The organism is bacterium (assembly GCA_035945995.1).
Lineage (GTDB): Bacteria > Sysuimicrobiota > Sysuimicrobiia > Sysuimicrobiales > Segetimicrobiaceae > DASSJF01.
The window spans coordinates 1-24998 of sequence record DASYZR010000070.1; the positions used below are offsets into that span (position 1 = coordinate 1).

Sequence of the window (24998 nt, forward strand, 5' to 3'; positions counted from 1 at the left end):
GCCGGTGGGGGGGGCGGAGGGCCCGGGTCCCGGCCCTCCGCCGCCCCCTCCCGGCCGCCCAAGACCCGGCCACACCGACCCACACTGATTAGGAGCGGCGCCGCTCTGCGGCGAACAGACGGGTGACCATGCGCGTCTTGAAGCACGACGTCCTGATTCTCGGGAGCGGCCTGGCGGGGTTGCGGGCCGCCCTGGAAACGCAGCGCGCGAGCCGCGGCGGCGTCGATATCGCGCTCCTCGCCAAAGTACAGCTCATGCGGGCGCATTCCGTCGCCGCCGAAGGCGGGACCGCGGCGGTGCTGTATCCGGAGCAAGGGGACAGCCTCGACCTCCATGCCTGGGACACCGTGCGTGGGAGCGACTTCCTGGCGGATCAGGACGTCGTCTCACGATTCGTGGAACGGGCCAGGGACGAAATCTTGAATTTGGAGCACTGGGGGCTCCCCTGGTCCCGACGGTCCGACGGCCGCCTCGGGCAGCGTCCGTTCGGCGGACACAGTTTTCCTCGCGCGACGTTCGCCGCGGACCGGACCGGCTTCTACGAGATGCACACCCTCTACGACACACTCCAGCGGTACGGTCGCGTCACGCGCTACGACGAGTGGGTGGCGACGCGCCTGATCCTGCGCGACCATACGCTGGCGGGACTGGCCGTCTGGAGCCTCACGACCGGCGAGGTCGCCGTGATTCAGGCGAAGGCGCTGGTCATCGCCACGGGCGGTCTGTGCCGGGTGTACGGGTTCACGACGTACTCGCATCACGTAACCGGGGACGGCCTGGCGCTCGCGTACCGGGCGGGATTGCCGCTCAAGGACCTCGAGTTCATTCAGTTTCACCCGACGGGCCTGGTGCCGTCCGGCATTCTCATCACCGAGGCGGCCCGCGGCGAGGGCGGCCACCTGGTCGACGCCGGCGGGCGGCGGTTCATGGAGGACTACGCCCCGAAGATGCTCGAGCTTGCGCCGCGCGACATCGTCGCCCGTGCGGAGGCGACGGAGCTCGAGGCCGGGCGCGGGTTGACCGATCGCGAGGGCCAGCGCTACATCGGGCTCGATCTCAGGCACCTGGGCCGCGACCGGATCGTGGAACGCCTCCCGCAGATCCGCGAGGTGGCCATCCGGCTGAACGGGATCGATCCGGTCGACGGGGCCCTGCCGGTCCGGCCCGCGGCCCACTACACAATGGGCGGCATCCACGCCGACATCGACGGGAAGACCCCCGCGGACAACGTGTGGGTGGCCGGCGAGGCCGCCTGCCTGTCCCTGCACGGCGCGAACCGGCTCGGCACAAACTCCACGGCCGAGTGCCTGGTCTGGGGCGCCATCGCCGGAGCGGCCGCCGCCCACCACGCGGCGGGCGAACGCAGTCTCCCGGCGCCGCCGATCGCGGAGGCGGAAGAGGAACGCGCCCGGCTGGGACGGCTGCTCGAGGGCACGGGGACCGCGAGCCCGTATGAGCTGCGGCGGCACCTGCAGCAGGTCATCGACGCGCACGTCGGGGTGTTCCGAGACGACGCGGGGCTCCGCCTCGCGCTGGGGGAAGTGAAGGCGCTGCGGGCCGCATCACGCGGGCTCCGGGTCCAGGACCGCAGCTGGGTCTACAACACCGACCTCCTCGAAGCGCTGGAACTCGAGAACATGCTGGAACTCGCGGAAGTACTGGTCGCCGGCGCCCTCGAGCGGCGCGAGAGCCGGGGGGCGCACGCGCGGCGGGACTATCCGGCGCGCGACGACGGCAACTGGCTGGCCCACACCCTGGCGTTCCGCGCCGAGGACGGACCACGGTTCGAGCGGCTGCCCGTCCGGATCACGACGTGGAAGCCGGTCGAACGGAGGTACTGATGGCCACGCCGCCGGTCGAGGGAAGCACGGTTCCACGCCCACCGCGGCTCGCCCACCATCTCGGCGTCCGGGGGTGGGCGTACGGCGGCCGCTATACGGTCGAGCGCTACCTGTTTCTGCTGCACCGGGTCTCGGGGGTCGCGCTCATTCTGTACCTGCCGGTGCACGTGTGGATCACGGCACAGCGGTTGGCCGGCCCGGCGGCGTGGGAGGCGACGATGCGCGTCTTCGACCGCCCCGTGTTCGTGGCCGGCGAGTTCCTGATCCTGGCGGCGTTCGTTTTCCACGCGCTGAACGGCATCCGCCTGGTCCTGGCGCACTTCGGCATCACGCTGGGCCGGCCGATCCTTCCGGTGTATCCGTACCCGGTCGCCCTGCACCGCGGGCGGGTGCTGATGTGGGGCCTCATGGTGCTCGCCGCCGCGTTGATCATCGTCAGCGCGGCCGACATCATCCTCGCGATGTTGGGGCGGGGTTAGAAACGGAGCAGATCGAGGATGGACGAACGCGGATGGTGGCTCCTATCGCTCGCGGCGGCGGTCGCGCTGGTCGTGCTGCTCGGCGCGCACATGGCGGTGCAGCACTATGACGCCGTGCTCCGCGCACTCGGCTGGATCCACGGCCCTCCCGCGCGCAGCTTCACGGCGGTGGCCTCGCGAGGGCGGACCGCCGTCTGGGCGGCCATGTACGGCCTCTTGCTGCTCTTTGCCCTGTATCACGGCCTCTACGGCCTGCGGGGCATGCTGCTGGAGGTCTGGCCGCGCGCGGCCCGCGTGATTACCGCGGTCCTGGCGGCCGCGGGCGTCGCCGTGGCAGCGTTCGGCACGGTCACCCTCCTGCGCGCTCTGGGGGGATCGTAGCGTGCGTGCGCGCGCGGGCCTGCGGCCCGGCGACGCCGTCACCGTCCGGGTCGCGCGCTACGATCCCGACCGGGACCGGAGCCTGCGCTGGCAGGAGTGGCAGGCGCCCTGGGAAGCCGGCCTGACGGTGCTCGAGCTGCTTTTCCGCGTCAAGGAGACGCAGGACGGCACGCTGACGTTCCGCGCGGCGTGCCGGATGGGCGTGTGCGGCTCGTGCGGCATGCACATCAACGGAAAACCGCGCCTGGCCTGCGACACGCAGGTCGCCGAGTTGGGCCCGCGGATCGTCGTCGGACCGCTGCCCAACCACGACGTCATCAAGGATCTCGTGCCGGACCTCGATCCGACGTTCGCGCGGCATCGGGCGGTCCAGCCGTATCTGATTCGGGACGATCGGGTCGAAATGGACCGTCCGACGCGGGAGTATCATCAGACGCCGGCCGAGATGAACGCGTATCTCCAGTTTGCCGGCTGCATCACCTGCAGCCTGTGCGTCGCGGCCTGCCCGGTGTCCGCCACCGACCGGCTGTTCCTCGGGCCGCAGGCCCTCGCCCAGGCCTATCGCTATACCGCCGACAGCCGCGACGGCGGGCTCGCCGCGCGCGAGGCCGGCCTCGCCCGCACCCACGGCGTCGTCTCCTGCCATCTCGCCGGCGCCTGCAGCGAAGCGTGCCCCAAAGGCGTGGACCCCGCGCTGGCCATTCAGTTGCTGAACCGCGCGCTGCTCACGGGGCCATCGCATCGCGGCGCGGCGCCGCTCGTCGAGGTCGGGCCGCCCGGCGCTCCGCCGGAGGACCGCCCGGTCGCCCCGCCGCCGACCGTCACGCCGGGAGGAGGCGAGAGCGCCTCGTAAAACGCCTGCCGTTCGCCTCCCCTCGGGCCGCCTTTCCGCGCATCGTGACGGGGCAGGATCATGGTAGAATCGAGCCGAGATGGGAACGTTTGGGTATCCGATCGAAATCGGCCCGCTGTCCGGCGATCGCTGGGACAAGGTAGAGGCGTTGGTGGACACGGGTGCCACGTATACCGGGATCCCCCGCCCTGTCCTCGACGGCCTCGGCATCACGCCGACGGACCGGCGTACGCTGCGCCTTGCCAATGGCCAAACGATTGATCGCGACGCCGGGTTAGTGCTGGTGCGTCTCGATGGACGGACCGTCGTCACGACCTGCATCTTCGGTGACCCTGGCTCGATGGCGCTCCTTGGGGCGGTGACGCTCGAGGAAAGCGCCCTCGCCCCGGACCCATCCACAGACGTCTCCTCCCTGTGACAGCACTACTCGCATCCCTCTGGCCGGCCTCCGACAGATAGCTACGCTACGGCGGGAGACGCGAGGGGACTTACACGCCCAGATAGGCCCGCCGAACATCCGGATTTTCGAGCAGCGCGGCTCCCGGGCCGTCCAACACGATGCGGCCGTTCTCGAGCACGTACGCGCGATCGGCCAGGTCGAGCGCCCGCTGAACGTTCTGCTCGACCAGCAGCACCGTGAGACCCGCCCGGCGCACACGCTCGATCACCTCGAACACATTGTCCACCACCGTGGGGGCGAGGCCCAGCGACGGCTCGTCCAGCATCAAGAGCCGCGGCTCGCTCATCAGGGCGCGCCCGATGGCCAGCATCTGCTGCTCGCCGCCGCTGAGGATACCGGCATCCTGTCCCCGCCGGTCCCGCAGCACGGGAAAGGCGTCGTATACGCGCTCCAGGTTCGTCCGCCGGGCCGCACGGGTGCGGGACAGGAACGAACCGGTCAGGAGGTTCTCCTCCACCGTCATGGACCCGAAGAGCTGCCGTCCTTCGGGCACGAGCGCGATCCCGAGGCCGACCACGGCATGGGCGGCCAGGCGGTCGATCCGGCGGCCGTCGAAGCGCACCTCCCCCCGCCGCGCGCGAAGCAGCCCGGCAATGGTGCGGAGCGTCGTCGTCTTCCCCGCGCCGTTGGCGCCCACGAGGGCGACGAGCTCGCCGGCGCGGACCTCGACCGTTACGTCCCAGAGCACCGGAACGTCCCCGTAACCGGCGGCCACCCGCGTGAGGGTGAGCATGACGTCCGCTACCGCCTCGACCCGAGGTAGGCCCTGATGACCTCGGGATCGGCCGCGACCTTCCCGGGTGGTCCCTCGGCGATCTTCCGCCCGTGATTGAGCACGACGACGCGATCGGACAGGTCCATGATGACGCGCATGACGTGCTCGACCATGATGATCGTGATGCCGCGGTCCCGGATGCGGCGGATGAGGGCGATCATCTCCGCCGTCTCCGTCGGCGTCAGACCCGCTACAACCTCGTCCAGCAGCAGCACCGTGGGCCGAAGGGCGAGCGCCTTCGCGACCTCCAATCGCTTGCGCCCCGCCGTGGTGAGCGAGCCGGCCGGCTGGGCCGCCACCCGCCCGAGCTGCAGGAACTCGAGGACCTCCGTCGCCCACCGCGTGGCCTCGCGGCGGCCGGGGTGCCGGAGAAAGGCGCCGACCAGCACGTTTTCCAGCACGCTGAGCCTCGGCAGCGGCTTCATGATCTGGAACGTCCGGCCGATACCGAGCTCGGCCCGTTCGTGCGGGCGCAAATGAGTGATCTCTCTGCCGCAGCAGACCACGCGCCCGCCTGAGACCGGCACCGCGCCACTCACCAGGTTGAAGAAGGTCGTCTTGCCGGCGCCGTTCGGCCCGATGAGGCCCACGATCTCGCCGCCGCCGACCGCCAGGTCGACGTCATCGATCGCCACGAGACCGCCGTAGACGCGTCGCACTCGTTCGGTCTGTAGCAGGTCAGCCACGGCGCCACCGCCGCCCGACCGTGCTCAGGCCGTTGGGGGCGAACAGCACCACCAGAATGATCAGCACGCCGTAGACAAAGAGGCTCTTGCCCGGAAAGTGGACCCGGAGCGTCTCCGATCCCCCGACGAGCAGCGCGGCCCCGAGCAGCGGTCCCATCACGGTCCCGGCGCCCCCGATATACGCCATCAACACGAGCTGGACGGAGAGGTCCAGGCTGAACATCCCGCGCGGCTCGAAAAACCCCAGGAAGATCCCGTACAACGACCCTCCGAGGGACGTCAAGGCGGCGCTCAGCAAAAAGGCGGTCAGTTTGGCGCGCGTGAGGTTGACCCCCAGCGCGGTCGCGGCGTCCGGATCCTCCCGGATCGCCTGCAGGTGGTAGCCGAGGCGGCTGCCGGACAGCCACCACGCGACCAGGAGGGCGAGACCCAGCAGAGCCAGGGCGAGGTAGAACTCCACGGTCCGGCTGAACAGGTCGAGGCCGGCCAGGCGGGGCAGCGTCGAGAGCGACAGTCCCTCCGCGCCGCCGGTCATCCGGGCCGAGTTGTTCGCCACCATGCGGATTAACTCGGCGACCGCGATGGAGGCCAGGGCAAAGTAGGGACCGCGGAGCCGGAACGTCGTCCACCCCCAGACGCCGGCCACGATGAGGCTCGCCCCGACGCCGAGCAGGGCGCCCCACCACGGTGCCAGCCCGAACCGCAGAAACAGCAGCGCCATCGTATACGCGCCGATGCCGACGAACGCCGCGTGCCCCAGCGAGAGCTGCCCCGTCCAGCCTCCAAGAATGTCCCATGCCGTGGCCATCGCCGCGAACAGCACGATGGTGATCCCGAGGCTCAGGACGTTGGGAAGCACCAGCGGATAGAGGACCAGCGCCCCGAGCGCGGTGAGCACCACGACCAGTCCGGCCGCGTGCGCGTCCAGGGCCCGCACCGGCCGGGCCGGCGTCGAGAGCACAATACCCGGGGCGTCTTTCACGTCCGGGTCCGGCCGAAGAGGCCGGCCGGCCGGAACAGCAGCACGAGCAGAAACGCGGCCAGCCCGAAGGCATCGCGGTAGCCGCTGCTCACGTAGGCGGCCCCCAGCGATTCGGTCACACCGAGGACGAGGCCGCCGCCGATGGCGCCGACCACGTTGCCCATGCCGCCGAGGACCGTGACGACGAACGCCTTCAGAGTGTAGGTGGGGCCGACCGTGGGCTGGGCGAACAACTGCGGCAGCAAGAGGGTTCCGGCGAGGGCCGCAAGGCCGAAGCCGATCCCAAACACCACGGCGCGCACGCCCCGGGTGTCGATGCCCTGGAGTTCCGCCGCGTCCCGATTCTGGGCCGTCGCGCGGATCGCCCTCCCCAAATCCGTGCGTGCGAGGACGTAGGCGAGGAGGAAGACCACGAACGCGGTGATGCCAAACGCCATGGTCAGCGCCGTGCTGAAGGTGATCGGCCCCAGATGCCAGGTGCTGGTCGAGTACCAGGTGTTGATGATCTGCGGCGCGTCGCCAAAGGCAAAGAGGAGCAGATTGCTCAGCACGAGCCCCACGCCGACGGTGAGCAGGATCGACGCGTGCTCGGGGGCCGCGGCGATCGGCTCGACCAAGAGCCGCTCGAGCACGACCCCCAGCAGCATCGCCGCCGGCACCGTGAGGAGCGCGAGCACGAACGGATCCCCGTGCAGGCGCCCGAAGAAGAACAGCGTAAGAAACATGCCCACGGCGACGAAGTCGCCGTGGGCAAAGTTCACGATCCGCATGACCCCGAAGATCAGGCTCAGACCGATGCCGACGAGCGCGTAAATGCCTCCGGTGAAGATCCCGTTGATCACGATCTGCACGAGCTCAACCATCGCCCGCCGTCCGGCGCCCCAGCTCAGTACGCCCGGCGGTCGCTCCATGCCGGAGCCGGGTACTGCACCTGCGCGATGGCCACGGCCGCCGGCCAGACGGTGACGTACTTCCCGTGCTGGACCTGCATCAGGATGGACGGGAGCGGATTCTGGTTGTGGAACCCGTCGAGGTTCGCAAACGCGACCGGCCCGAACGGCGTCACGAGCTTGGTGCCGAGGAGCGCGTCCCGGATCGCATCCGGGGTCGGCGTCTTCGCGCGGCGCAGCGCGTCGGCGGCCACTAGCGCCCCCGCGTAGGCCCGCACCGCGTGATAGCTCGGGTCGTTGCCGCCGAGGAACGCCCTGAGGCGGCCAAAGAGCACCTGGGCCTTGGGGTAGTGCACGTCCGGGCTCCAGGCCGCGGAGGTAATCACGTATTCGACCGTCTCCCCGCCTCCCTTGATGAAGGACGGAATCGCGAATCCGGTCGCGCCCGCCCCGGCGAAGACCTTGACGTTCAGGTTCACTTCTTTGATCTGCCGCATCAGCGCCACGGCATCCGCGTCGTAGCTCGACATCGCCAGCACGTCCGGATGCGCGTCCTTGATCCGGTTCAGCACGGGGCGGAAGTCGGTCAGACCCTCATCGTAGGCCTGGTCGAAGACCACCCGGTAGCCCTGGGCTTCCGCCTGGCTGATGACGGAGTGCTCGGTCGAATGCCCGAGCGCGTTGTTCGACACGAGGACCGCGACCGTGTGGATCCCGCCCACCTTCTTGAACAGCTCGAAGAAGGGCCGCACGTACGCGTCGGTCGTCTGGCCGACACGGAAGACGTAATCGCTGCCGGGCCTTGTGATCGAATCGTCGGCGGAGTTCGAATTCAGGAGCGGCACGCGCTGGCGCGCCATGTACACGGCCAGCGGCTTGGTCACGGAACTCGAGTATGCGCCGAGGATCAGCGGCGCCCCCGACCGGAGAAACTGCTCGGCCACGGTCAGCGCAGTGTTCGCGTTGGACGTGTCGTCCTGAAGATCGATGACGAGCGGCCGGCCGTTGATCCCGCCCGCGGCGTTGATGTCCTGCTGCGCCAGCGTATATCCGGCGCGCTCCATCGAGCCGAAGGTGGCAAACTGCCCCGTCAGCGAGGAAATGGCGCCGATCCGCACCGGCTGGCCCGAGGGCGCGGCGGCGAGCGACCCCGGTCCCCACACGGCCAATACCGCGATCATGGCGATCACAAACAGGGGCGACTTCCGCATATCCCTTCACCTCCGTTGCGCGGTTGACCCGCGCGTTCCGATCTGTAGCGTCACCGTAGCAATACCCTGGGGGGTATCCTATCAGGCCGGCGCCCGATCTTGCGGCCGGCCGGCGCCGGATGCGGGCGCCGCGGTGCCCCCCATAGGGGCAGGGGGTCGCGCTCAGAATCGCCAGCGATAGGCGGCGCCGAGCGAGTCCTCGCTGAGGCTGATGTTTGCCGTCCCGCCGCCGAACGCGGCCGGGATCGGGCCCGTGATCGAGTTCGTGAACGCGTGCATGTAGGCCACGGTCAGCTCCCGATCCGTGGCCACCGTCCATGTGGCCCCCACGCTCACGTGGTCCGTGACCACGCCCGGGGCGAGCACGTTGAACAGCACGTTGGAAGAGGAGATCGGGTTGTCCCCATGGTCGTAGCCGGCACGAACCGTGAGCGCCGGCGTCAATTGATAGGCGATCCCCACCTTCCACACGGTGATGTCCTGCCAGCCGAACCCCGGGCCGTTGCTGCCGCCCAGGCAGTGGGATGGGTTGGTCCCGCCGAACGCCGGGCATCCGAAGAGATTGGACATCGGATTCGCCACGGCCGGCACCCCACTGTACTGAATCCGCTCGACGTCCGCGGCGATCGTGGTCTTGGGGTTCATCTCGACGGCGACGCCGGCCGCGTAGCTGGCCGGGATATCGAACTCACCCTGATTGGCGAACAGGCCCTGATAGTTGCCGAACCTGCTCATCGTCGTCACGGTCTGGTACGTCGCGCCGAGGGTCACGGTCGGGCTGATCTGGCCGATCCAGCCGATGCGCAGGCCCCAGCCGGTGGCGGTGTCCTGGCCCTTGTTCGTCACGTGCCCCGCGCTGGTGGACACGAAGGGATTGTCGAAATTTTGAAGGCCGTAGGCCGAAAACATCTGGTAGGCGAAGTTTAGGGAGATGCCGACCGAGTTCGACGCGTTGATCTTCCAGGCGAAGGTCGGGGCGATGATGAGCTGCGAGAGATCCACGCCCGCGGGCGACGTCCCAAACAGCGGGATGGCCGTCGTGTAGGACGTGTTCATGCCGCCGTTGCCGTACACGGCGATGCCGAGCGACATCCTGTCGTTCAGCATGCGGTTGTAGCCGAACTGCGGGATGATAAAGCTGCTGTTGCCGTTTCCGTCATAGGTCCCGTTCGCCCCGGCACCGCTGCCGCTGATTACCGTGCTCCGTTGCGGCCGGAAGAAGGTCACCCCAAACACCGTGCAGTTGCCGACCAGCACCATGCCGGCCGGGTTGGTCGCGGCGGCGAGACAGTCTTGGGGATAGGCGACGCCGGCGCCCCCCATCCCCGATTCGTACAGGCTGTAGCCGTGGCTGAAGTATCCGTTCGTCGCATACGCCGATGGAGCCGCAAGAACCACCGCGACCGCCAGCACTACGAGCGCGAGCCTGGAGCGACTCCCCAACGCCATTTCGTGTCTCCCCCCTCGGCGGATCCCGTCGGTGCGGATCCGTCCTTTGGGGGGTGGGCCCGCGGGCCTACCCCCCGCCCTGCTCACGCCGCGTGCGTCACCGCGTGGCGCTCGCGCGGCGCGTACTCCCGCACGTCGGATCCGTCGTAGATCTGGCGCGGCCGCACGATTTTCTGGTCGGGATCCTGGAGCTGCTCTTCCCACTGTGCCAGCCACCCGGAGGTCCGCGGGATGGCGAAGAGCACCGGGAACATCTCCACGAGGAAGCCCATGGCCTGATAGATGATCCCGGAGTAGAAGTCCACGTTGGGATAGAGATGGCGGCTCACGAAGTACTCGTCCTGAAGCGCGATGCGCTCTAGTTCGAGGGCGATCTCGAGGAGCGGGTTGGTGCCGGTCACGGCGAACACGTCCGCGGCCACCTTCTTGATGATCCGGGCGCGCGGATCGTAGTGCTTGTACACCCGGTGGCCGAAGCCCATCAGGCGGATCTCGCCGGTCTTCACCCGCTTGATGTAGCCGGGCACCCCGTCCGTGGTCCCGATCTCGGTGAGCATCTTCAAGACCTGCTCGTTCGCCCCGCCGTGGAGCGGCCCGTAGAGCGCCGCGGCCGCGCCGGCCAGCGCCGAGTACGGATCGGGGTGCGAGCTGCCGATGCCGCGCATGACGCTGCTGCTGCAGTTCTGCTCGTGGTCGGCGTGCAGGATGAACAGAACGTCGAGGGCCCGCTCCAACACCGGGTTCGGCGAGTACGTGAGCTCCGTCGTCTTGAACAGCATGTTGAGGAAGTTGCCGGTGTACGAGAGGTCGTTGTCGGGGTACGCGTAGGGCAGGCCGCGGCTGCGCCGGTAGGCGAACGCCGCGAGCGTCGGCACCTTGGCGACGAGCCGGACGATCTGCTTTTGCCGCACGCCCGGATCGTGAATCCGGCCGGCCTCCGGATAGAAGGTGGACAGCGCCCCGACCGTGCCGATCAGCATCCCCATCGGATGCGCGTCGTGGTTGAACCCGCCGAGGAACGTCTTGATCGACTCGTGGATCATCGTGTGGTGGGTAACCTCCACCGTCCACTCGTCGAACTGCCGGGGGGTGGGCAGGTCACCGTTGAGCACGAGGTATGCGGTTTCCAGATAGGTGGACCGTTCGGCGAGCTGTTCGATCGGGTAGCCCCGGTATCGGAGAATCCCCCGCTCGCCGTCGACAAAGGTGACGCGGCTCCGGGCGGCCGCCGTGTTCACCAGTCCGGGATCGTAGGTCATCAAGCCGAAGTCGTCGTCGGAGGTCCGGACCTGCCGCAGATCGGCGGCGCGGATCGCGGCCCCGTACGTCGGGTACGTGCCGTAGACAATGGGCACGGTGTAGGTCTTCCCGGTCCGGTTATCGGTAATCGTCAGGGTATCGGTGCTCATGGCGCTCCTCCTTCGATCATCGCGAGTCGTGCGCGGAGGCCACCGCGCGGGAAAGCTCGGACAGCTGCGTGAGGTTCTGCGCGTCGACCACGGCGACCGCCGCGATGTCGACGATGTCCGTGACTTCCGCCCCCCGGCTCAGCACGTGCACGGGTTTGGCCATGCCCATCAAGATCGGACCGACGGCGGTCGCGCCGCCGAGGTGCTGCAGGAGCTTGTAGGCGGCGTTGGCCGCCTCCAAGCCGGGGAAGACGAGGACGTTGGCCTGCCCCACGAGCGTGGAGAACGGGTAGTCCGCCTCCCGCAGGTCCGGGGCCACGGCCACGTCCGCCATGATCTCGCCGTCGATCATGAGGTCGGGCCGGCGGACCTTGACGAGCGCGGTCGCCTCGGCCACCTTGGCCGACCGCGGGTGGCGCGTCGAGCCGAAGTTCGAGAACGACAGCATCGCGATGCGCGGGGTGATGTTGAACTCGCTCGCCTTCTCCGCGGCCATGATGGCGATGTCGGCCAGCTCCTCCGCCGTCGGATCGACGTTGACTGTGGGATCGGCGAGCAGATACGGACGGCCTTCCAACAGGAGGAGGTACAGGCCCGCGACCCGCGAAACGCCGCGAGCCGGGCCGATGACCTGCAGGGCGGGCCGGATCACGTCCGGGTAGTGGTAGGTGAGCCCCGCGACAAACGCGTCGGCGTCGCCCGCGCGGACCATCATCGCTCCGAAGTAGTTGGGCTGCTCCGCGAGCGACCGGGCCTCGCGCAGCGTGATCCCCTTCCGCCGCCGCGCGTCATAGAAGGCGGCGGCGTAGGCCGCGCGTTTCGGCGAGGCCTGGGGCGTGACGATCTCCATAGGGACGGCGACGCCCAGCTCCTCGATTCGCGCGCGGATCACGTCCTCGCGGCCGAGGAGAATCGGATGCCCGACGCCGTCGCGGGCGATCTTCGCGGCGGCGCGGATGACCTTCGGCTCCTCCCCCTCCGAGAAGACGACACGCCGGGGCGAGGCCTGGGCTTTGCGCATCACGACGCCCATGACTTCCCAGCCCCGGGTGAGGCGACGGCTCAGCTCGTCGCGGTAGGCGGCGAGATCCACCGTCCGGCGGGCAACCCCGGAGGCCATCGCGGCGCCGGCCACGGCCGGCGCCACCCACAGCGGCACCCGCGGGTCCACGGGCTTGGGGAGGATGTAATCGGCCCCGAAGCGGAGCCGCTCGAGCCCGTAGGCCCGCAGCACCACATCCGGCACCTCTTCTTTGGCCAGCGCCGCGAGCGCCCGGGCCGCCGCGATCTTCATCTCGTCATTGATCGCGCGCGCCCGCACGTCCAAGGCGCCCCGGAAGATGAACGGGAACCCCAGCACGTTGTTGACCTGGTTCGGGTCGTCGGAGCGGCCGCTCGCCACGATCGCGTCCGGACGGACCGCACGGGCGTCGGCGTAGGTGATCTCCGGATCGGGGTTGGCCAGGGCGAAGATGATCGGCCGCTCCGCCATCGACCGGACCATCTCGCGGGAGACGATGCCCGCAATCGACAATCCCATGAACACGTCCGCCGCGACGAACGCGTCGGCGAGCGTGCGCGCGGACGTCTCCGCCGCCAGCCGCGCCTTGTACGGATTCATCCCCTCGGTGCGTCCGGCGTAGACGACGCCCTTCGTGTCCACCAGCAGGATGTTCTCGCGGCGCATGCCGAGCTTGATGAACAGCTCGGCCGACGCGATGGCGGCTGCGCCCGCGCCGCTGATCACGAGACGGACCTCCTCGATGCGCTTCCCCACCAACTCGAGAGCGTTGAGCAGCCCGGCCGCCGTGATGATCGCCGTCCCGTGCTGGTCGTCGTGGAAGACGGGGATGTCCACGAGCTGCCTGAGCCGCTCCTCGACGAGGAAGCACTCCGGCGCCTTGATGTCCTCGAGGTTGATCCCGCCGAAGGTCGGCGCCAGCGCCTGCGCGACGCGCACGAGGCCGTCGGGATCGGTGGCGTCGACCTCGATGTCGAACGCGTCGATGTCGGCGAACCGCTTGAACAGGAGCGCCTTGCCTTCCATCACCGGTTTTGCGGCCGCGGGTCCCACGTTGCCGAGGCCCAACACCGCAGTGCCGTTGGTGATCACCGCGACCAGGTTGCCCTTCGCCGTGTACGCGAACGCCTCGAGGGGATCCCGGTGGATCTCGCGCACGGGTTCGGCGACGCCCGGCGTGTAGGCCAGCGACAGGTCGCGCTGCGTGGCGCACGGTTTCGTGATCGCGATGGCGATCTTCCCCGACCGGCCCTTCCGGTGGTACTCGAGCGCATCCTCACGCTGAATCGGCATAACCATCCCCCCTCAACGAGGCGCGCGATTCGCCGAGATAGCGGCACGCGCAGGCACGCCCGGCGGGCCACCCGCGCCCCGAACATGCGGCGCCTCTGTCACCGAGTATGGCGGTCGCCACTCCCGCGCCATATCAGGCGGATACACGATTGCGCGTGGGTCCCGCGCCCGATACTCGCGCACCTGCGCACGGGCGTCTGCGAACCCGACCGGCGCCCCCGTACGCCCCGGATTACGATCAGGCCTTGACCGGATGGTGTATACTCTAGGGAGTATGGTACGTTACGGGACGACGAAATCCGCTCGATTGGTGAGGAGGGAGTGCTGTGGCCATGATGCGGGGAGCACCGTGGTGGGCCGGCGGCGTCCGGCCGCGTCTCCGGTGGCGGCATCGCACACAGACCGGCTGGGAGCCGTTCGCCGAGTTCCGGTTTGCGCCGCCGGTGGATCTGCATGAGACCGGCGAGAGCGTGGTGGTCACCGTTGATCTGCCGGGGGTGAAACGGGAGGATCTCGAGATCTCCGTCGAGGGTGACAGCCTCCTCGTGCTGAAGGGACGGCGCTCCGCCGGTGAGTCACAGGGGCCCGAGTACGTGTGCTGCGAGCGGCCGGTCGGGCGGTTCGCACGGGAGATCGAGCTACCCGCCCCCGTGGACGCCGGCCGCGTGAGGGCCACGCTCCGCGACGGCGTGCTGGAACTCATTCTGCCGAAGAGCCGGGCCGCGCTCCCCCATCGGATCGCGGTGGCGGCGGACTAGAAAAGGAGGAAGCCACGATGCGAGGTTGCGTAGGCTCGGGGGATCGAATGGTTCGCGTCTTGATCGGGATCATCGCGCTTCTCGTCGGCCTGGCTCTGCGCGGGACCATCGGGACCGGCTGGGCGTATGTCGCAGACATCGTCGGCGCAATCGCGCTGCTCACCGGACTCGCCGGATACTGCCCGCTGTACGCAGTACTCGGCGTGCGCACGTGCGGCAGGCCCGCGTAACGCGACACCGGCGTCCCTGAGAGGTCGCGAAAGGACCAAGGAGGCAACCAGATGACATTGCTCAAGCCCGCGGACGCGGCGGCGGTGCGCCGCCGATTCCAGGACGGCCTGCGCGACGACGTGGCGATCGAATTCTTCACATCCTCGTCGAGCGGCCTGGCCGTCCCCGGATGGGAGTGCGAGCTCTGCCCGATGACGCGGCAACTGCTCGAAGAGCTCGTGGCGCTGGATCCCAGGTTGAAGCTCGAGGTCCGCAGCGCCGCCGCCGAGCCAACCGGCGGAGGCGCGCTTCCGGTCGAACGCATCCCGGCCGTTCTCCTCGGCCGCAACGGGCGTTCAGGCACGAGTTCAGGGATCCGGTTTTACGGCATCCCCTCGGGCTACGAGTTTGCGGCGCTGATCGACGATCTCATCGCCGTCTCCCGAAGCGACAGCGGGCTGGCGCCGGAGACCAGGGCGGCGCTCGCAACGCTCGCCCGGGACGTCCACCTCCAGGTGTTCGTAACGCCGACCTGTCCCTATTGCCCGGGGGCCAGCCGCCTGGCGCACGCGATGGCGCTCGAATCGCCGCGGGTACGCGCCGACGTCATCGAGTCGATGGAGTTCCCGGCGCTCGCCGACCGGTACGGCGTGTACGGAGTCCCGAAGATCGTACTCAACGAGGCCCGGAGCTTCGAGGGCGCGCTGCCGGAGCCGGCCTTCCTCGAACAGGTCATGGCCGCCGCGGCGGCGGACGCCGCTCCCGCGGCAAGGGGTGAGTGACGATGCAGGTGCAGGCGCGGTGGACGTCCGGCATGCGATTCGAAGGGACGAACGCGGACGGGCTGAGCGTGACGATGGACGCTCATCCCGAACACGGCGGCGCCGGAGGCGGGCCGGCGCCGATGGAGACCCTGCTCCTCGCGCTTGCCGGGTGCACCGGCGCGGACGTGGTCTCGATCCTCCGGAAGATGCGCGCTCCGTTGGATCGCTTCACGATCGAAGTACACGCCGACCGGGCGGCGGAGCATCCCCGGGTGCTCACCGCGATCCATCTGCGCTACGATGCCGCAGGACGCGGGCTGCAGCCGGACCAGGTGAAAAAAGCAGTCGCCCTGTCCCAGGAGAAATACTGCTCAGTGTCGGCCATGCTGCGCCGGGCCACCCCCATCACCTACGACGTCGTCGTGACCGACACGAGCGCCGGCTCGGAAGGCGCGCGGGCCCACGCCCCGGCCGCGGGGCAGGCCGGATAGCCGACATCGTCACCGAGGAGCGAGTGCATGGCCGCGACGTTACGGCTCGAGAAAGACACCGAAGCCGCGATCCAGGCGCGCCTGAGGCGAGTCGAAGGGCAGGTCGCCGGCCTGCAGCGGATGCTGGCGCAAGGACGCGACTGCACGGAAATCGCCCAGCAGGTCGCCGCCGCGCGGGCGGCGCTGGACCGCGTGGCCATCGACCTCATCGCGGCGGGCCTCGAGCAATGCGTGCGGATGGAGGCGGACGGCAAGCCCCAGGCGGCCGGCGCGCTCGCGAAACTGAGACAGACGTTCTTGATGTTCAGATAGACCGGCGGGACGACCGGTCAGCCCACCCCGAATCGTCGGAAGACGCGCATCTTCACGGTATCCGCGGCGGCGAGGTACGCCGCGGCGAGGCCCAAAAGGCTCAGCACGGTCGTGGGGGCGACCGGCGCCATGAGCCAGCCCCGGGTCGCCAGCAGGCCGACGGCGAGCAGGTCCCCCGCCGTGCTCGCGACCAGCCACAGGCCCGGCCGCGTCCCCCAGAAGCGCCGGCGCTCGCGCACGAGATAGACGGTGGCCTGCCCGCTCGCGACCAGCCAGACAAAGACGACGGTCTGGAGCGCGGGAACGGGCAGCCGGAGCGCATACCGCCCCACCCCGACAACCGCAAACGAAAAGCAGAGCAAGATCAGGGCGATGCCGAGGGCCGCGCCGACCAGGGACCGGACGTCCCAGCGATCGGGCATCGCGCTGAACGAGACCCGGTCGGTCGCGATCGACATCGTCACGAAGTCGTTCGCGAACAGGAGCAGAACGATCAGCAGCGGCGTCGTGACGAAGATGCCGGCCCAGATCAGGCCGACGCTCAGCAACACGGAGATTTCGATCGTCTTCACGATCTTGTTGAGGGTATAGGTCAGCATCCGCTGGTGGATGCGCCGGCTGGTCTCCACGGCGGCCACGATGTTGACGAGGCCGGGCGACATCAGCACCAGGCTCGCGGCGGCTTTGGCGACTTCGGTCGCCTGCGCCACGGCGATCCCGACCTCGGCCTGCTTGAGCGCGGGCGCATCGTTGACGCCGTCGCCGGTCATCCCGACGACGTGTCCGGCCCGCTGCAGGGTTTGAACGAGACGAAACTTTCCCTCGGGCAGCAGCCTCGCGAAGATGTCGTGCTCGAGCGGCCGGCCGTTCGCGTCGCCGTGGGCCCAGGCCCGCGTGCCCAGGCCGACCTGCGTCGCGACCGCCCGGGCCGTCGCGACGTTGTCCCCCGTCAGCATCAGCACGCGTATGCCGAGATCGCGAAGACGCTGCACGAGCGCCCTGGAATCGGGCCGGGCCGGATCGTCCAGCGCGAGCAGACCCGCCAGCGCCATGGCGCCTTCGGGCCCCACGGCCACCGCGAGCACGCGGGCGCCGCCAGCGGCGATGCGCTCGACCGCCTGCTGCGCGCCCGCCGGTACGGTCTGAAGAAGCGGGAGCATCACCTGGAACGCGCCCTTGAGGACCTGCGTCGTCCCGCCCGACTCGCCGAGCACGGCGCCGGACCGTCTGGTCGCCGGGTCGAATGGAATGGTCCGGATGCGCCCCGGGGCCGCCGCGGCGAGGCCCCGCGTCCGGGCCGCGCCGAGGATCGCGAGATCGATCGGGTCCTGGGTCGCCTCGTCGCATGCGAGCGCGGCGACGCGGAGAAGCTCGTCTTCCGTGTACGGCGGGAACGGTGAGAGTCCCGAGAGCGTCGGCCGATTGAGCGTCAGGGTGCCGGTCTTGTCGGCGCAGAGCACGTCCATCTGCGCCGCTTCCTCGATCGCCGAGAGACGGGTCACCAACACCCCGCGTCCGGCCAGTTCGAGCGACCCCAGGGCGGTGGCGAGCGTGAAAGTCGCCGGCAGGGCCACCGGGATCGCGGCGATGAGGATAATCAGGGCGAACGGCACGAGCTCGCCCGGGGGGAACCCCGCCCAGAATCCGTAGAGGAACACCCCGGCCACCACGACGAGATCGATGACAACAAGCGACCGGACGATCCCGGCGATGAGAACTTCCAGATGCCCCGGGATCCGCGCCGCGCGCACCAACGCCGCGGTCTTCCCGAAGGCCGTCTGCGCCCCGGTCGCGGTGATTTCGCCGGTGGCCTCGCCGCGCCGTACGATCGCACCGGCGTAGGTCGACCTGCCGGGATCAGCGTCCACGGGCAGGGACTCGCCGGTGAGCGCGGATTGATCGAGGAGCACCTGCCCGTCAACGATCCTCACGTCGGCCGGAACGACGTCGCCCGCCCGCAGGCGTACGACGTCGCCGGCCACGAGATCCTGCGCGGGAATCAGCGTCCAGCGGCCATCACGGCGCACCCTCGCCTGGACGGCGAGCCGCGTCCGAAGCAACGCCAGCGCCTGCTGCGCGCGCTGCTCGTGAAGAAAACTCAGAACGGCGTTGAACACCAGCAGGAGGGCGAAGACCAGCGCCTCGAGTCCGCGGCCCAACAGGGCTTCGAGGCCGATCGCGCACTCGAGCATCCAAGGGACCGGCGCCCAGAATTTCGCGAGCAGGGCGCGCCCGGGGCGCGAAGGCACCTCCGGCATCGCGTTGGGGCCGTACTCCCGCAGGCGGGCACGCGCGACGTCGCCGGACAGCCCGTCGGGCACAACGTGGAGGGACGACGCCGGCTCCGAGCGTTCCCTCACGCCTGACGAATCAACAATACCGGCACGACGGTGGTGCGCACCACGCCCTCCGCGACGCTCCCCAGCAGCAGGTGGTCGACACCGTGGCGCCCGTGGGTTCCGAGCACGATCAAATCGGCGGGCCACTGCTTGCTCGTTGCGACGATCACGTCCGGAATCCGGCCTCCCTCTTCGATGAGCGCCGTGGTCACCGCGACGCCCGCCTGCCGGGCCCGGCCGGCGGCCCGCTCGAGAAGCGCCTGCCCGGCCTCGCGCCATTTCTCCGCCACGCCTTCGACGTACATGCCCTCGTCAAGGAGATAGAGGGGTTGGGTGTCCAGGACGTGGAGCACGTTGATCTCGGCGTTCTGGTCCTTCGCCAGCCGCAGGCCGTGGTCGAGGGCCGCGTCGCTGGACGCGCTGCCGTCGACGGGGATCAGAATGCGACGATACACGGAATCACCCTTCTCCCCCACCTTCCTCTCCCACCTTCCTCTCCCGGAAAACCCGCCGGGATGGGCTGTTCGAGGGCGCCCCGCCGCGCGGGCCGACGACGCCGCGGGACCGGCGCGCGGCCGCGGTGAATCAGACGAGCATGACCGGACGCGAGGATCACGGGAGGACCAGCGACCATCTGGCCAACGAGCGCACGCTGCTGGCGTGGATCCGCACCAGCATTTCGATTGTCGTCTTCGGGTTTGTCGTCGCGCGATTCGGGATCGCGCTGCGCGAGCTGCTCGCGGCCTCCGGCAAAGCCGTCCCAAGCGGCCGGCCGGTAGGTTCCGCGTACCTCGGGGCGGCGTTTGTCGCGATCGGGGTGCTGTTCGCCCTCGGCGCCTGGCTTCAGTACGCCCGCACGCGCGCGGCGATCGAGCGCGACGACTTTCGGCCGACGGGCCGCGCCGGCGCCCTGCTGACGATCGTCGTGGCGCTGTTCGGCGCGACCCTGATCGGTTATCTGCTCGTCACGGCCGCCTCGTTCTGATCCGGCGCGCACCGGATGCCAAATAAAGCACCCGGCCGATAGTGCCCGGGCCCGCCGGCACGTACCCTGGACTCAGGACGACGGAGGGGTGCGTATGAACACACCGGTGACAGGGCCAATTGTGCTCGCCCCGACCGACCTGTCGCAGGCCTCGGTCGGCGCGACGACGTTCGCGGCGGACCTCGCCCAGAATATGAAGGGTACCCTCGTATTGCTCAAAGTCGTCCTTCCCCGGGAGGTCGAGGACGGGCTGGCGCAGGGGAAGTTCGTCGACCAGCAGATCGATGAGGGCCGGGCGTACCTTCGCTGGTGGCTCACGACCTTCGTGCCTGCGGACGCGCGGCAGAGGATACAGGTGCGGGAGCTGGTGGCCGTCGGGCACCCTCAGGATGAGATTCCCGCGGTGGCCGAATCGCTGCACGCGACGATGATCGTGATGGCGACGCACGCGCGCAGCGGCTTCCGCCGGGCGGTGCTCGGCAGCGTGGCCGAGGCGGTGCTTCGCCGGGCGCCGTGCCCCGTCGTCATGCTCCGCGGCGCGGGGCAGACGTGGGCGACGGCGCGCCCCGAGGCGGTGCCGGTCGGCGCCGCGATCGCGTAGAGGAGGCGGACAATGCGCGCACGCGAGTTGATGAGCACGCCGGTCGTCACCATCCACCCCGAGGCGTCGGTCAAGGAGGTCGCGGAACTCTTGGTCGCCCGCGGCGTCAGCGGGATACCCGTCGTCGACCGTGCGGGGTCGCTCGTCGGGATCGTCTCCGAGTCGGACTTCATGGAGAAGCTCGAAGGGACGATGGAAGACGAGACCGAGACCGGCCTGCCCCGCCTGCTCACGGTTGTGGCCAAGGTGGTGGACGGCACGCGCAAGGCCGGGGCGCGGTCGGTGGCGGATCTGATGACGACCCGCGTCGTCAGCGCCGGGCCCGAGGTGAGCGTCCAGGACCTGGTGCATCTCATGATCACCTACGACATCAACCGCATCCCGATCGTCGAGACGGGCCGGCTGGTCGGCATCGTCACCCGGGCGGACATTCTGCGCACGCTGGTACGCCCGGATGCCGCCATCACGACCGATCTGCGCTGGCGCATCGCGCACGAACTCTGGATCGACCCGGAGGCCCTGGAGATCACGACCCGCAACGGCGTCGTCACGATCGCCGGGACCGTGGACACCCACGCCGACGCGGAACTCGTGCGGCGGTGGGCCCTAAAGACCGAGGGGGTCGTCGGGGTCGACGATCGCGGGCTCCGCTACGCGATCGACGACCGCCGGATCCCGGTCCACACCGACACCCTGCGCTAACCCCCGCCTCCCGGCAACCGGCTCGCCGCCCGAGGTCCAATCGGGCGGCGGCCCGATGCGGGGACGCGCCCATCGCTGATAGGCTGGGCACCATGGCGATGATCACGAAGCCGCGGCCGTCCGGCCGCCGGCACGCGGACACCATCACCGGCCGTGAACGCCCGTCGACGAGGGGCGGGCGGAGCGAGGCGGCGGGGACCATGGTAGAATCCAGTCAGGGATCGCACGACGAGGTGCCCAACGTGCCGACGCAGACCCGCGGCAAGATCCGCGTGCTCCTCGCGGACGATCATGCGATCGTTCGCGAGGGCGTGAAGATGATCCTGACGCGGGAGCCCGACATCGACGTGGTAGGCGAGGCCGAAGACGGACTGCAGGCCGTGGAAATGGCCAAAGCCCTCCGGCCAGACGTCGCCGTGCTCGACATCAGCATGCCGGGCATCAACGGGATCGAAGCGACCCGCCAGATCAAGGCGGCGCTGCCGGACGTCCACACCCTCGCGCTCACCATGCACGCCGACGACACGTACGTGTTCCAGCTGCTCAAGGCCGGCGGGTCCGGCTACGTCCTCAAGCGCGCCGCCGCGACCGATCTCGTCCAGGCGATTCACGCGGTGCGGCGCGGCGAAGCGTTCCTCTACCCCTCGGTCGCCAAGGCCGTCGTCGCCGACTACCTCAAGCGCCTGGAGACTGGCGAGGGCCGCGAGACGTACGACGGACTCACGGAGCGCGAGCGGGAGATCCTGACGCTGGTCGCCGAAGGCGCCACCAACCAGGAGATCTCGCAGCGACTGTACATCAGCGTGAAGACGGTCCAGACGCACCGCACGCACATCATGGAGAAGTTGAACCTGCACGACCGCACGATGCTCGTCCGCTACGCCATCCGCAAGGGCCTCATCGAACCGTAACCGCCGGGCCAGGCGGCCGTCAAGAGGTGACCAGATGACTGATGCGGTGATCGCCGACCGTATTCAGTTCACGTTCACCGTGATGTTCCACTACCTCTTCCCCATCCTGACGATGGGGCTCGCGCCGCTGATCGTCGTCCTCAAGACCCTGCACCTCGCCCGCGGCGAGGCACGGTACGCCGCGGCGGCCCGCTTCTGGACGCGGATCTTCGCGCTCAACTTCGCGGTCGGGGTGATCACCGGCATCCCGATGGAGTTCCAGTTCGGGACGAACTGGGCACAGTTCTCGGCCTATGCCGGCGGCGTGATCGGGCAATACCTCGGACTCGAGGGCGTCTTCGCGTTCTTCCTGGAGTCGACGTTCCTCGGGATTCTGCTGTTCGGGGAAGGACGCGTCTCCCCGCGCCTGCACTGGCTCGCCGCGGTCCTGGTCGCCGCGGGCGCCTGGCTCTCCGGGCTCTTCATCACCGCGGCGAACGCGTGGTTGCAACATCCGGTCGGCTACCGCCTGGCCCCGGACGGCACGGTGCAGATGACGAACCTGGCCGCGTTGCTCGGCAATCCATTCCTCTGGTGGCAGTACGCCCACGTCCTGAACGCCGCGGTGCTCTCGGCCGCCGTCGTCATGGCGTCCGTCGGCGCGTACTATCTGCTGGCCGGCCGGCACCTCGAGTTCGGCCGCCTCTCCGTCGCCCTCGGGGTCGGCGTCGGCGCCGTCTTTGCGCTCACGCAGCTGTTTCCGACCGGCGACATGAACAGCCGGAACGTGACGGCCTATCAACCGGTCAAGCTGGCGGCGATGGAGGGCCTCTTCGAGACCCGGTACGGCGCGCCGCTGGCGATTATCGGCATGCCGTCTACGACCGAGCACCGGCTGCTGGACCCGGTGCTGGTGCCGGACGCCCTCAGCTTCCTCGCCTACGGGAACTTCCGCGCCGAGGTCAGGGGGCTGAACGACTACCCCGAACGGGAATGGCCGCTCGTTCAGCTCACGTACTACGCCTACCACATGATGGTGGGGCTGGGGACGATCCTGATCGCCGCCCTGCTCCTCGGCGTGGCACTGTGGTGGCGGGGCCGGCTGTTCGCCAGCCGGTGGTTCCTGTGGATCCTCCTGCTGCTGCTGCCGTTCCCCTACATCGCGAACGAGGCCGGGTGGGTCGTAACCGAGGTCGGCCGGCAGCCCTGGCTGGTGTACGGCCTGCTGCGGACCGTCGCCGGCGTCTCCCCGAACGTGGAAGCCGGCGAGACCATTTTCACGGTCCTGGGCTTTGCCGGCATGTACGCCCTGCTCGGCGTGCTGACCGTCTTTCTCGCCATCCTGCTGGTCCTCCGCGGCCCCGACGAATCCAGGACGGGGGCGGTGCGCTGATGGCCACCTTCTGGTTTGTGATTCTTGTCGTGCTGGTCGTCGCCTACGCGATCCTCGACGGGTTCGATCTCGGCGTCGGGGCGCTGCACCTCGCCCTCGCGCGGACGGACGCCGAACGCCGGACGGCGCTCAACGCGATCGGACCGGTCTGGGACGCCAACGAAGTCTGGCTGCTCGGCCTCGGCGTCGGCGTCTTCCTCGCGTTTCCCCGGGCCTTCGCCGTCGGGTTCAGCGGCTTCTATCTGCCGCTCATGCTGGTGCTCTGGCTGTTGATGGGCCGCGGCATCGCGCTGGAGTTCCGCCATCACATCACCGACCCTCTGTGGCAGGGCGCATGGGACGTGGTCTTCTCGATCAGCAGCCTGCTGCTCGCGCTCCTCTACGGCGTGGCGGTCGGCAACGTGGTCACGGGCGTGCCCATCGACCGGCACGGGTACTTCCAGGGGCTGTTCGGATGGATGCTCAATCCCTACGCCCTCGTGATGGGCCTGTTCAGCCTGGCGCTCCTCATGCTCCACGGCGCCTACTATCTGTGCGTAAAGACCGACGGCCCCCTGCACGAGCGCGCGCGGCGCGCGGGTGAACGCCTGTGGGCCGCCGTGGCGGTGCTGGCGGCCGTGCTCACCGTCGCGACGTTCGCGCTGCGGCCGGAGTCGCTGGTGAACTACCGGGTGCAGCCGCTCTGGCTGGCGGTGCCGCTCGCGGCAGCCTGGTGCCTGGTCACGGCGCGCCGCGCCCACCGGAGGGAACGCTACGGCGCGGCCTTTCTCGGCTCCGGCGGGTTGATCGCCGCGCTCCTCGCGGCCACGGCCATCGGCGCGTACCCGTACCTCCTCCGGTCGCAGCCGTTTCCCGAACGCAGCCTGACGGTGGCGAACGCCGCCTCGGCGCCGAGCGGCCTCACCGCCGCCGCGCTGTGGCTGCTCCCGGGGGTCGTCCTCGTCCTCGCCTACCAGGTCGTCGTCTACCGGGTTTTCGCCGGCAAGGTCCGGATCGACGCCGGCGCCCACTATTGATCCACTCCGCACCCGACGCCCCTTTCCTGCCCCGGCCCGATGGGCCGCGGCGCGGCGGCCTGCCATACTGAGCCCAGGAACCGAAGGGAGGTGCCGTGATGCGGCAGGTGACGGCGCGCGAGATCATGTCGAGCCCCGTGGTGACGGCCGGGCCGGACACCCCGGTCCGGGAACTGGCAAACCTCATGCTCCGGTTCCGCGTCAGCGGGCTGCCGGTGGTCGACGACGACCGCCGGGTCCTCGGCGTCGTCTCGGAGGCGGATCTGCTACAGAAGGAAGAGGAGCCGCTGCCGGACCCGCCCCTCCTCGCCTGGCACGGACGGTCGCTGCGGCTCGAGCGCATGTTCACCCGGTACCGCAAGGCGACCGGGACCGTCGCCCGCGACATCATGACCGAGAACATCGTCAGCGCAACCGAGGAGACGAAAGCCCACGAACTGGCGCATCTCATGCTCCGGCACAACATCAACCGGGTGCTGATTCTGCGTGACGGCCGCCTCGCCGGGATCGTGACGCGCGCGGACGTCCTCAAGGTTTTCCTGCGCAGCGACGAGAGCATCCTCCAGACGGTCCGCGACACCCTGGCCCGCGAACTGTACATCGACCCGGCAACGCTGACGCTCACCTCCGCCGGGGGCATCGTCACCATCGCGGGCACGGTCGACCGGCACAGCGACCGGGCGATCATGCTCAAGTGGATCCGGTCCGTCGACGGGGTGGTCGCCGTCCACGCGGACGACCTCGCCTACCGCGTCGACGATCTCGCGCTCGGGCGGGTCGCGCTCTAGGACGGCGCCCGGCAGACCC

At 69.4% G+C, this 24998-nt stretch carries 27 protein-coding genes; 17 read left to right on the forward strand and 10 right to left on the reverse strand.

Going from position 1 to position 24998, the window contains the following annotated elements; all coding sequences use genetic code 11:
- The first annotated feature begins 128 nt into the window (after positions 1-128).
- From VGZ23_07170 to VGZ23_07190, 5 genes are all read left to right on the forward strand, one after another.
- Positions 129-1841, forward strand: coding sequence for a succinate dehydrogenase/fumarate reductase flavoprotein subunit (locus VGZ23_07170; protein HEV2357374.1), 1713 nt, complete (start codon positions 129-131; stop codon positions 1839-1841).
- Entirely contained in the window at positions 1841-2320 is a 480-nt protein-coding gene (sdhC, locus tag VGZ23_07175) for a succinate dehydrogenase, cytochrome b556 subunit (protein HEV2357375.1), read from the forward strand. Before VGZ23_07170 ends, sdhC begins: the two co-directional genes overlap by 1 nt.
- A gap of 18 nt (positions 2321-2338) precedes the next feature.
- Positions 2339-2701 carry a hypothetical protein gene (locus tag VGZ23_07180; GenBank protein ID HEV2357376.1) on the forward strand — a complete coding sequence of 121 codons (363 nt, stop codon included), beginning with the start codon at positions 2339-2341 and terminating at the stop codon, positions 2699-2701.
- Position 2702: 1 nt separating this feature from the next.
- Complete coding sequence (locus VGZ23_07185; protein HEV2357377.1) at positions 2703-3554, forward strand: succinate dehydrogenase iron-sulfur subunit; 852 nt, start codon at positions 2703-2705, stop codon at positions 3552-3554.
- A 79-nt stretch (positions 3555-3633) separates the two neighbouring features.
- Positions 3634-3972: a retroviral-like aspartic protease family protein gene (locus tag VGZ23_07190; GenBank protein HEV2357378.1), complete on the forward strand. Its 339-nt coding sequence runs from the start codon at positions 3634-3636 to the stop codon at positions 3970-3972.
- A 70-nt stretch (positions 3973-4042) separates the two neighbouring features.
- Here VGZ23_07190 and VGZ23_07195 read toward each other — a convergent pair whose 3' ends face one another.
- The 8 genes from VGZ23_07195 to VGZ23_07230 all read right to left on the reverse strand — a co-directional run bounded on the left by VGZ23_07195 (position 4043) and on the right by VGZ23_07230 (position 13730).
- Entirely contained in the window at positions 4043-4747 is a 705-nt protein-coding gene (locus VGZ23_07195; protein HEV2357379.1) for an ABC transporter ATP-binding protein, read from the reverse strand.
- Positions 4748-4755: 8 nt separating this feature from the next.
- A complete protein-coding gene (locus VGZ23_07200) occupies positions 4756-5466 on the reverse strand; it encodes an ABC transporter ATP-binding protein (GenBank protein HEV2357380.1) in 711 nt (236 codons plus the stop codon).
- Position 5467: 1 nt separating this feature from the next.
- On the reverse strand, positions 5468-6457 hold the full coding sequence (locus VGZ23_07205) for a branched-chain amino acid ABC transporter permease (protein ID HEV2357381.1): 990 nt from the start codon (positions 6455-6457) through the stop codon (positions 5468-5470).
- Positions 6454-7320, reverse strand: coding sequence for a branched-chain amino acid ABC transporter permease (locus tag VGZ23_07210; GenBank protein ID HEV2357382.1), 867 nt, complete (start codon positions 7318-7320; stop codon positions 6454-6456). The genes VGZ23_07205 and VGZ23_07210 overlap by 4 nt, the downstream gene beginning before the upstream one ends.
- 23 nt (positions 7321-7343) lie before the next feature.
- The gene (locus tag VGZ23_07215; protein ID HEV2357383.1) at positions 7344-8558 is read right to left on the reverse strand and encodes an ABC transporter substrate-binding protein; all 1215 of its coding nucleotides are present in this window, start codon (positions 8556-8558) and stop codon (positions 7344-7346) included.
- A gap of 162 nt (positions 8559-8720) precedes the next feature.
- Positions 8721-10007, reverse strand: a complete 1287-nt coding sequence (locus VGZ23_07220; GenBank protein ID HEV2357384.1) for an outer membrane protein transport protein — start codon at positions 10005-10007, stop codon at positions 8721-8723.
- A gap of 83 nt (positions 10008-10090) precedes the next feature.
- Positions 10091-11416, reverse strand: coding sequence for a citrate synthase (locus tag VGZ23_07225; protein HEV2357385.1), 1326 nt, complete (start codon positions 11414-11416; stop codon positions 10091-10093).
- A gap of 16 nt (positions 11417-11432) precedes the next feature.
- Positions 11433-13730, reverse strand: a complete 2298-nt coding sequence (locus VGZ23_07230; protein ID HEV2357386.1) for an NADP-dependent malic enzyme — start codon at positions 13728-13730, stop codon at positions 11433-11435.
- Positions 13731-14062: 332 nt separating this feature from the next.
- Here VGZ23_07230 and VGZ23_07235 point away from each other — a divergent pair, with 332 nt between their 5' ends.
- From VGZ23_07235 to VGZ23_07255, 5 genes are read left to right on the forward strand one after another with little or no spacing between them, the layout of a single operon-like run.
- On the forward strand, positions 14063-14488 hold the full coding sequence (locus VGZ23_07235; protein HEV2357387.1) for an Hsp20/alpha crystallin family protein: 426 nt from the start codon (positions 14063-14065) through the stop codon (positions 14486-14488).
- A gap of 17 nt (positions 14489-14505) precedes the next feature.
- Positions 14506-14718 (forward strand): DUF2892 domain-containing protein, encoded by a 213-nt coding sequence (locus VGZ23_07240; protein ID HEV2357388.1) that lies wholly within the window; start codon positions 14506-14508, stop codon positions 14716-14718.
- A 51-nt stretch (positions 14719-14769) separates the two neighbouring features.
- A complete protein-coding gene (locus tag VGZ23_07245; protein ID HEV2357389.1) occupies positions 14770-15480 on the forward strand; it encodes a thioredoxin family protein in 711 nt (236 codons plus the stop codon).
- Between the two features lie 2 nt (positions 15481-15482).
- On the forward strand, positions 15483-15953 hold the full coding sequence (locus tag VGZ23_07250) for an OsmC family protein (protein ID HEV2357390.1): 471 nt from the start codon (positions 15483-15485) through the stop codon (positions 15951-15953).
- A gap of 27 nt (positions 15954-15980) precedes the next feature.
- The gene (locus VGZ23_07255; GenBank protein HEV2357391.1) at positions 15981-16265 is read left to right on the forward strand and encodes a metal-sensing transcriptional repressor; all 285 of its coding nucleotides are present in this window, start codon (positions 15981-15983) and stop codon (positions 16263-16265) included.
- A 17-nt stretch (positions 16266-16282) separates the two neighbouring features.
- Here VGZ23_07255 and VGZ23_07260 read toward each other — a convergent pair whose 3' ends face one another.
- Together VGZ23_07260 and VGZ23_07265 are read right to left on the reverse strand one after the other, a co-directional pair.
- Entirely contained in the window at positions 16283-18625 is a 2343-nt protein-coding gene (locus VGZ23_07260) for a plasma-membrane proton-efflux P-type ATPase (GenBank protein ID HEV2357392.1), read from the reverse strand.
- Positions 18622-19059: a universal stress protein gene (locus VGZ23_07265; GenBank protein HEV2357393.1), complete on the reverse strand. Its 438-nt coding sequence runs from the start codon at positions 19057-19059 to the stop codon at positions 18622-18624. The genes VGZ23_07260 and VGZ23_07265 overlap by 4 nt, the downstream gene beginning before the upstream one ends.
- A 140-nt stretch (positions 19060-19199) precedes the next feature.
- Here VGZ23_07265 and VGZ23_07270 point away from each other — a divergent pair, with 140 nt between their 5' ends.
- From VGZ23_07270 to VGZ23_07300, 7 genes are all read left to right on the forward strand, one after another.
- The gene (locus tag VGZ23_07270) at positions 19200-19589 is read left to right on the forward strand and encodes a DUF202 domain-containing protein (protein HEV2357394.1); all 390 of its coding nucleotides are present in this window, start codon (positions 19200-19202) and stop codon (positions 19587-19589) included.
- A gap of 94 nt (positions 19590-19683) precedes the next feature.
- Positions 19684-20190 (forward strand): universal stress protein, encoded by a 507-nt coding sequence (locus VGZ23_07275; GenBank protein HEV2357395.1) that lies wholly within the window; start codon positions 19684-19686, stop codon positions 20188-20190.
- A gap of 12 nt (positions 20191-20202) precedes the next feature.
- A complete protein-coding gene (locus tag VGZ23_07280) occupies positions 20203-20892 on the forward strand; it encodes a CBS domain-containing protein (protein HEV2357396.1) in 690 nt (229 codons plus the stop codon).
- A gap of 92 nt (positions 20893-20984) precedes the next feature.
- A complete protein-coding gene (locus VGZ23_07285; protein HEV2357397.1) occupies positions 20985-21803 on the forward strand; it encodes a response regulator transcription factor in 819 nt (272 codons plus the stop codon).
- 34 nt (positions 21804-21837) lie between these two features.
- Positions 21838-23175, forward strand: coding sequence for a cytochrome ubiquinol oxidase subunit I (locus tag VGZ23_07290; GenBank protein ID HEV2357398.1), 1338 nt, complete (start codon positions 21838-21840; stop codon positions 23173-23175).
- A complete protein-coding gene (gene cydB, locus VGZ23_07295; GenBank protein ID HEV2357399.1) occupies positions 23175-24191 on the forward strand; it encodes a cytochrome d ubiquinol oxidase subunit II in 1017 nt (338 codons plus the stop codon). The genes VGZ23_07290 and cydB overlap by 1 nt, the downstream gene beginning before the upstream one ends.
- 98 nt (positions 24192-24289) lie before the next feature.
- A complete protein-coding gene (locus tag VGZ23_07300) occupies positions 24290-24979 on the forward strand; it encodes a CBS domain-containing protein (GenBank protein HEV2357400.1) in 690 nt (229 codons plus the stop codon).
- Positions 24980-24998 lie beyond the last annotated feature (19 nt).

Coding starts and splice junctions, on each gene's coding strand:
- VGZ23_07170 (HEV2357374.1), top strand. CDS start 129: ATGCGCGTCTTGAAGCACGACGTCCTGATTCTCGGGAGCGGCCTGGCG.
- sdhC (HEV2357375.1), top strand. CDS start 1,841: ATGGCCACGCCGCCGGTCGAGGGAAGCACGGTTCCACGCCCACCGCGG.
- VGZ23_07180 (HEV2357376.1), top strand. CDS start 2,339: ATGGACGAACGCGGATGGTGGCTCCTATCGCTCGCGGCGGCGGTCGCG.
- VGZ23_07190 (HEV2357378.1), top strand. CDS start 3,634: ATGGGAACGTTTGGGTATCCGATCGAAATCGGCCCGCTGTCCGGCGAT.
- VGZ23_07195 (HEV2357379.1), bottom strand. CDS start 4,747: ATGCTCACCCTCACGCGGGTGGCCGCCGGTTACGGGGACGTTCCGGTG.
- VGZ23_07210 (HEV2357382.1), bottom strand. CDS start 7,320: ATGGTTGAGCTCGTGCAGATCGTGATCAACGGGATCTTCACCGGAGGC.
- VGZ23_07215 (HEV2357383.1), bottom strand. CDS start 8,558: ATGCGGAAGTCGCCCCTGTTTGTGATCGCCATGATCGCGGTATTGGCC.
- VGZ23_07220 (HEV2357384.1), bottom strand. CDS start 10,007: ATGGCGTTGGGGAGTCGCTCCAGGCTCGCGCTCGTAGTGCTGGCGGTC.
- VGZ23_07225 (HEV2357385.1), bottom strand. CDS start 11,416: ATGAGCACCGATACCCTGACGATTACCGATAACCGGACCGGGAAGACC.
- VGZ23_07230 (HEV2357386.1), bottom strand. CDS start 13,730: ATGCCGATTCAGCGTGAGGATGCGCTCGAGTACCACCGGAAGGGCCGG.
- VGZ23_07235 (HEV2357387.1), top strand. CDS start 14,063: ATGATGCGGGGAGCACCGTGGTGGGCCGGCGGCGTCCGGCCGCGTCTC.
- VGZ23_07240 (HEV2357388.1), top strand. CDS start 14,506: ATGCGAGGTTGCGTAGGCTCGGGGGATCGAATGGTTCGCGTCTTGATC.
- VGZ23_07245 (HEV2357389.1), top strand. CDS start 14,770: ATGACATTGCTCAAGCCCGCGGACGCGGCGGCGGTGCGCCGCCGATTC.
- VGZ23_07250 (HEV2357390.1), top strand. CDS start 15,483: ATGCAGGTGCAGGCGCGGTGGACGTCCGGCATGCGATTCGAAGGGACG.
- VGZ23_07255 (HEV2357391.1), top strand. CDS start 15,981: ATGGCCGCGACGTTACGGCTCGAGAAAGACACCGAAGCCGCGATCCAG.
- VGZ23_07270 (HEV2357394.1), top strand. CDS start 19,200: ATGACCGGACGCGAGGATCACGGGAGGACCAGCGACCATCTGGCCAAC.
- VGZ23_07275 (HEV2357395.1), top strand. CDS start 19,684: ATGAACACACCGGTGACAGGGCCAATTGTGCTCGCCCCGACCGACCTG.
- VGZ23_07280 (HEV2357396.1), top strand. CDS start 20,203: ATGCGCGCACGCGAGTTGATGAGCACGCCGGTCGTCACCATCCACCCC.
- VGZ23_07285 (HEV2357397.1), top strand. CDS start 20,985: ATGGCGATGATCACGAAGCCGCGGCCGTCCGGCCGCCGGCACGCGGAC.
- VGZ23_07290 (HEV2357398.1), top strand. CDS start 21,838: ATGACTGATGCGGTGATCGCCGACCGTATTCAGTTCACGTTCACCGTG.
- cydB (HEV2357399.1), top strand. CDS start 23,175: ATGGCCACCTTCTGGTTTGTGATTCTTGTCGTGCTGGTCGTCGCCTAC.
- VGZ23_07300 (HEV2357400.1), top strand. CDS start 24,290: ATGCGGCAGGTGACGGCGCGCGAGATCATGTCGAGCCCCGTGGTGACG.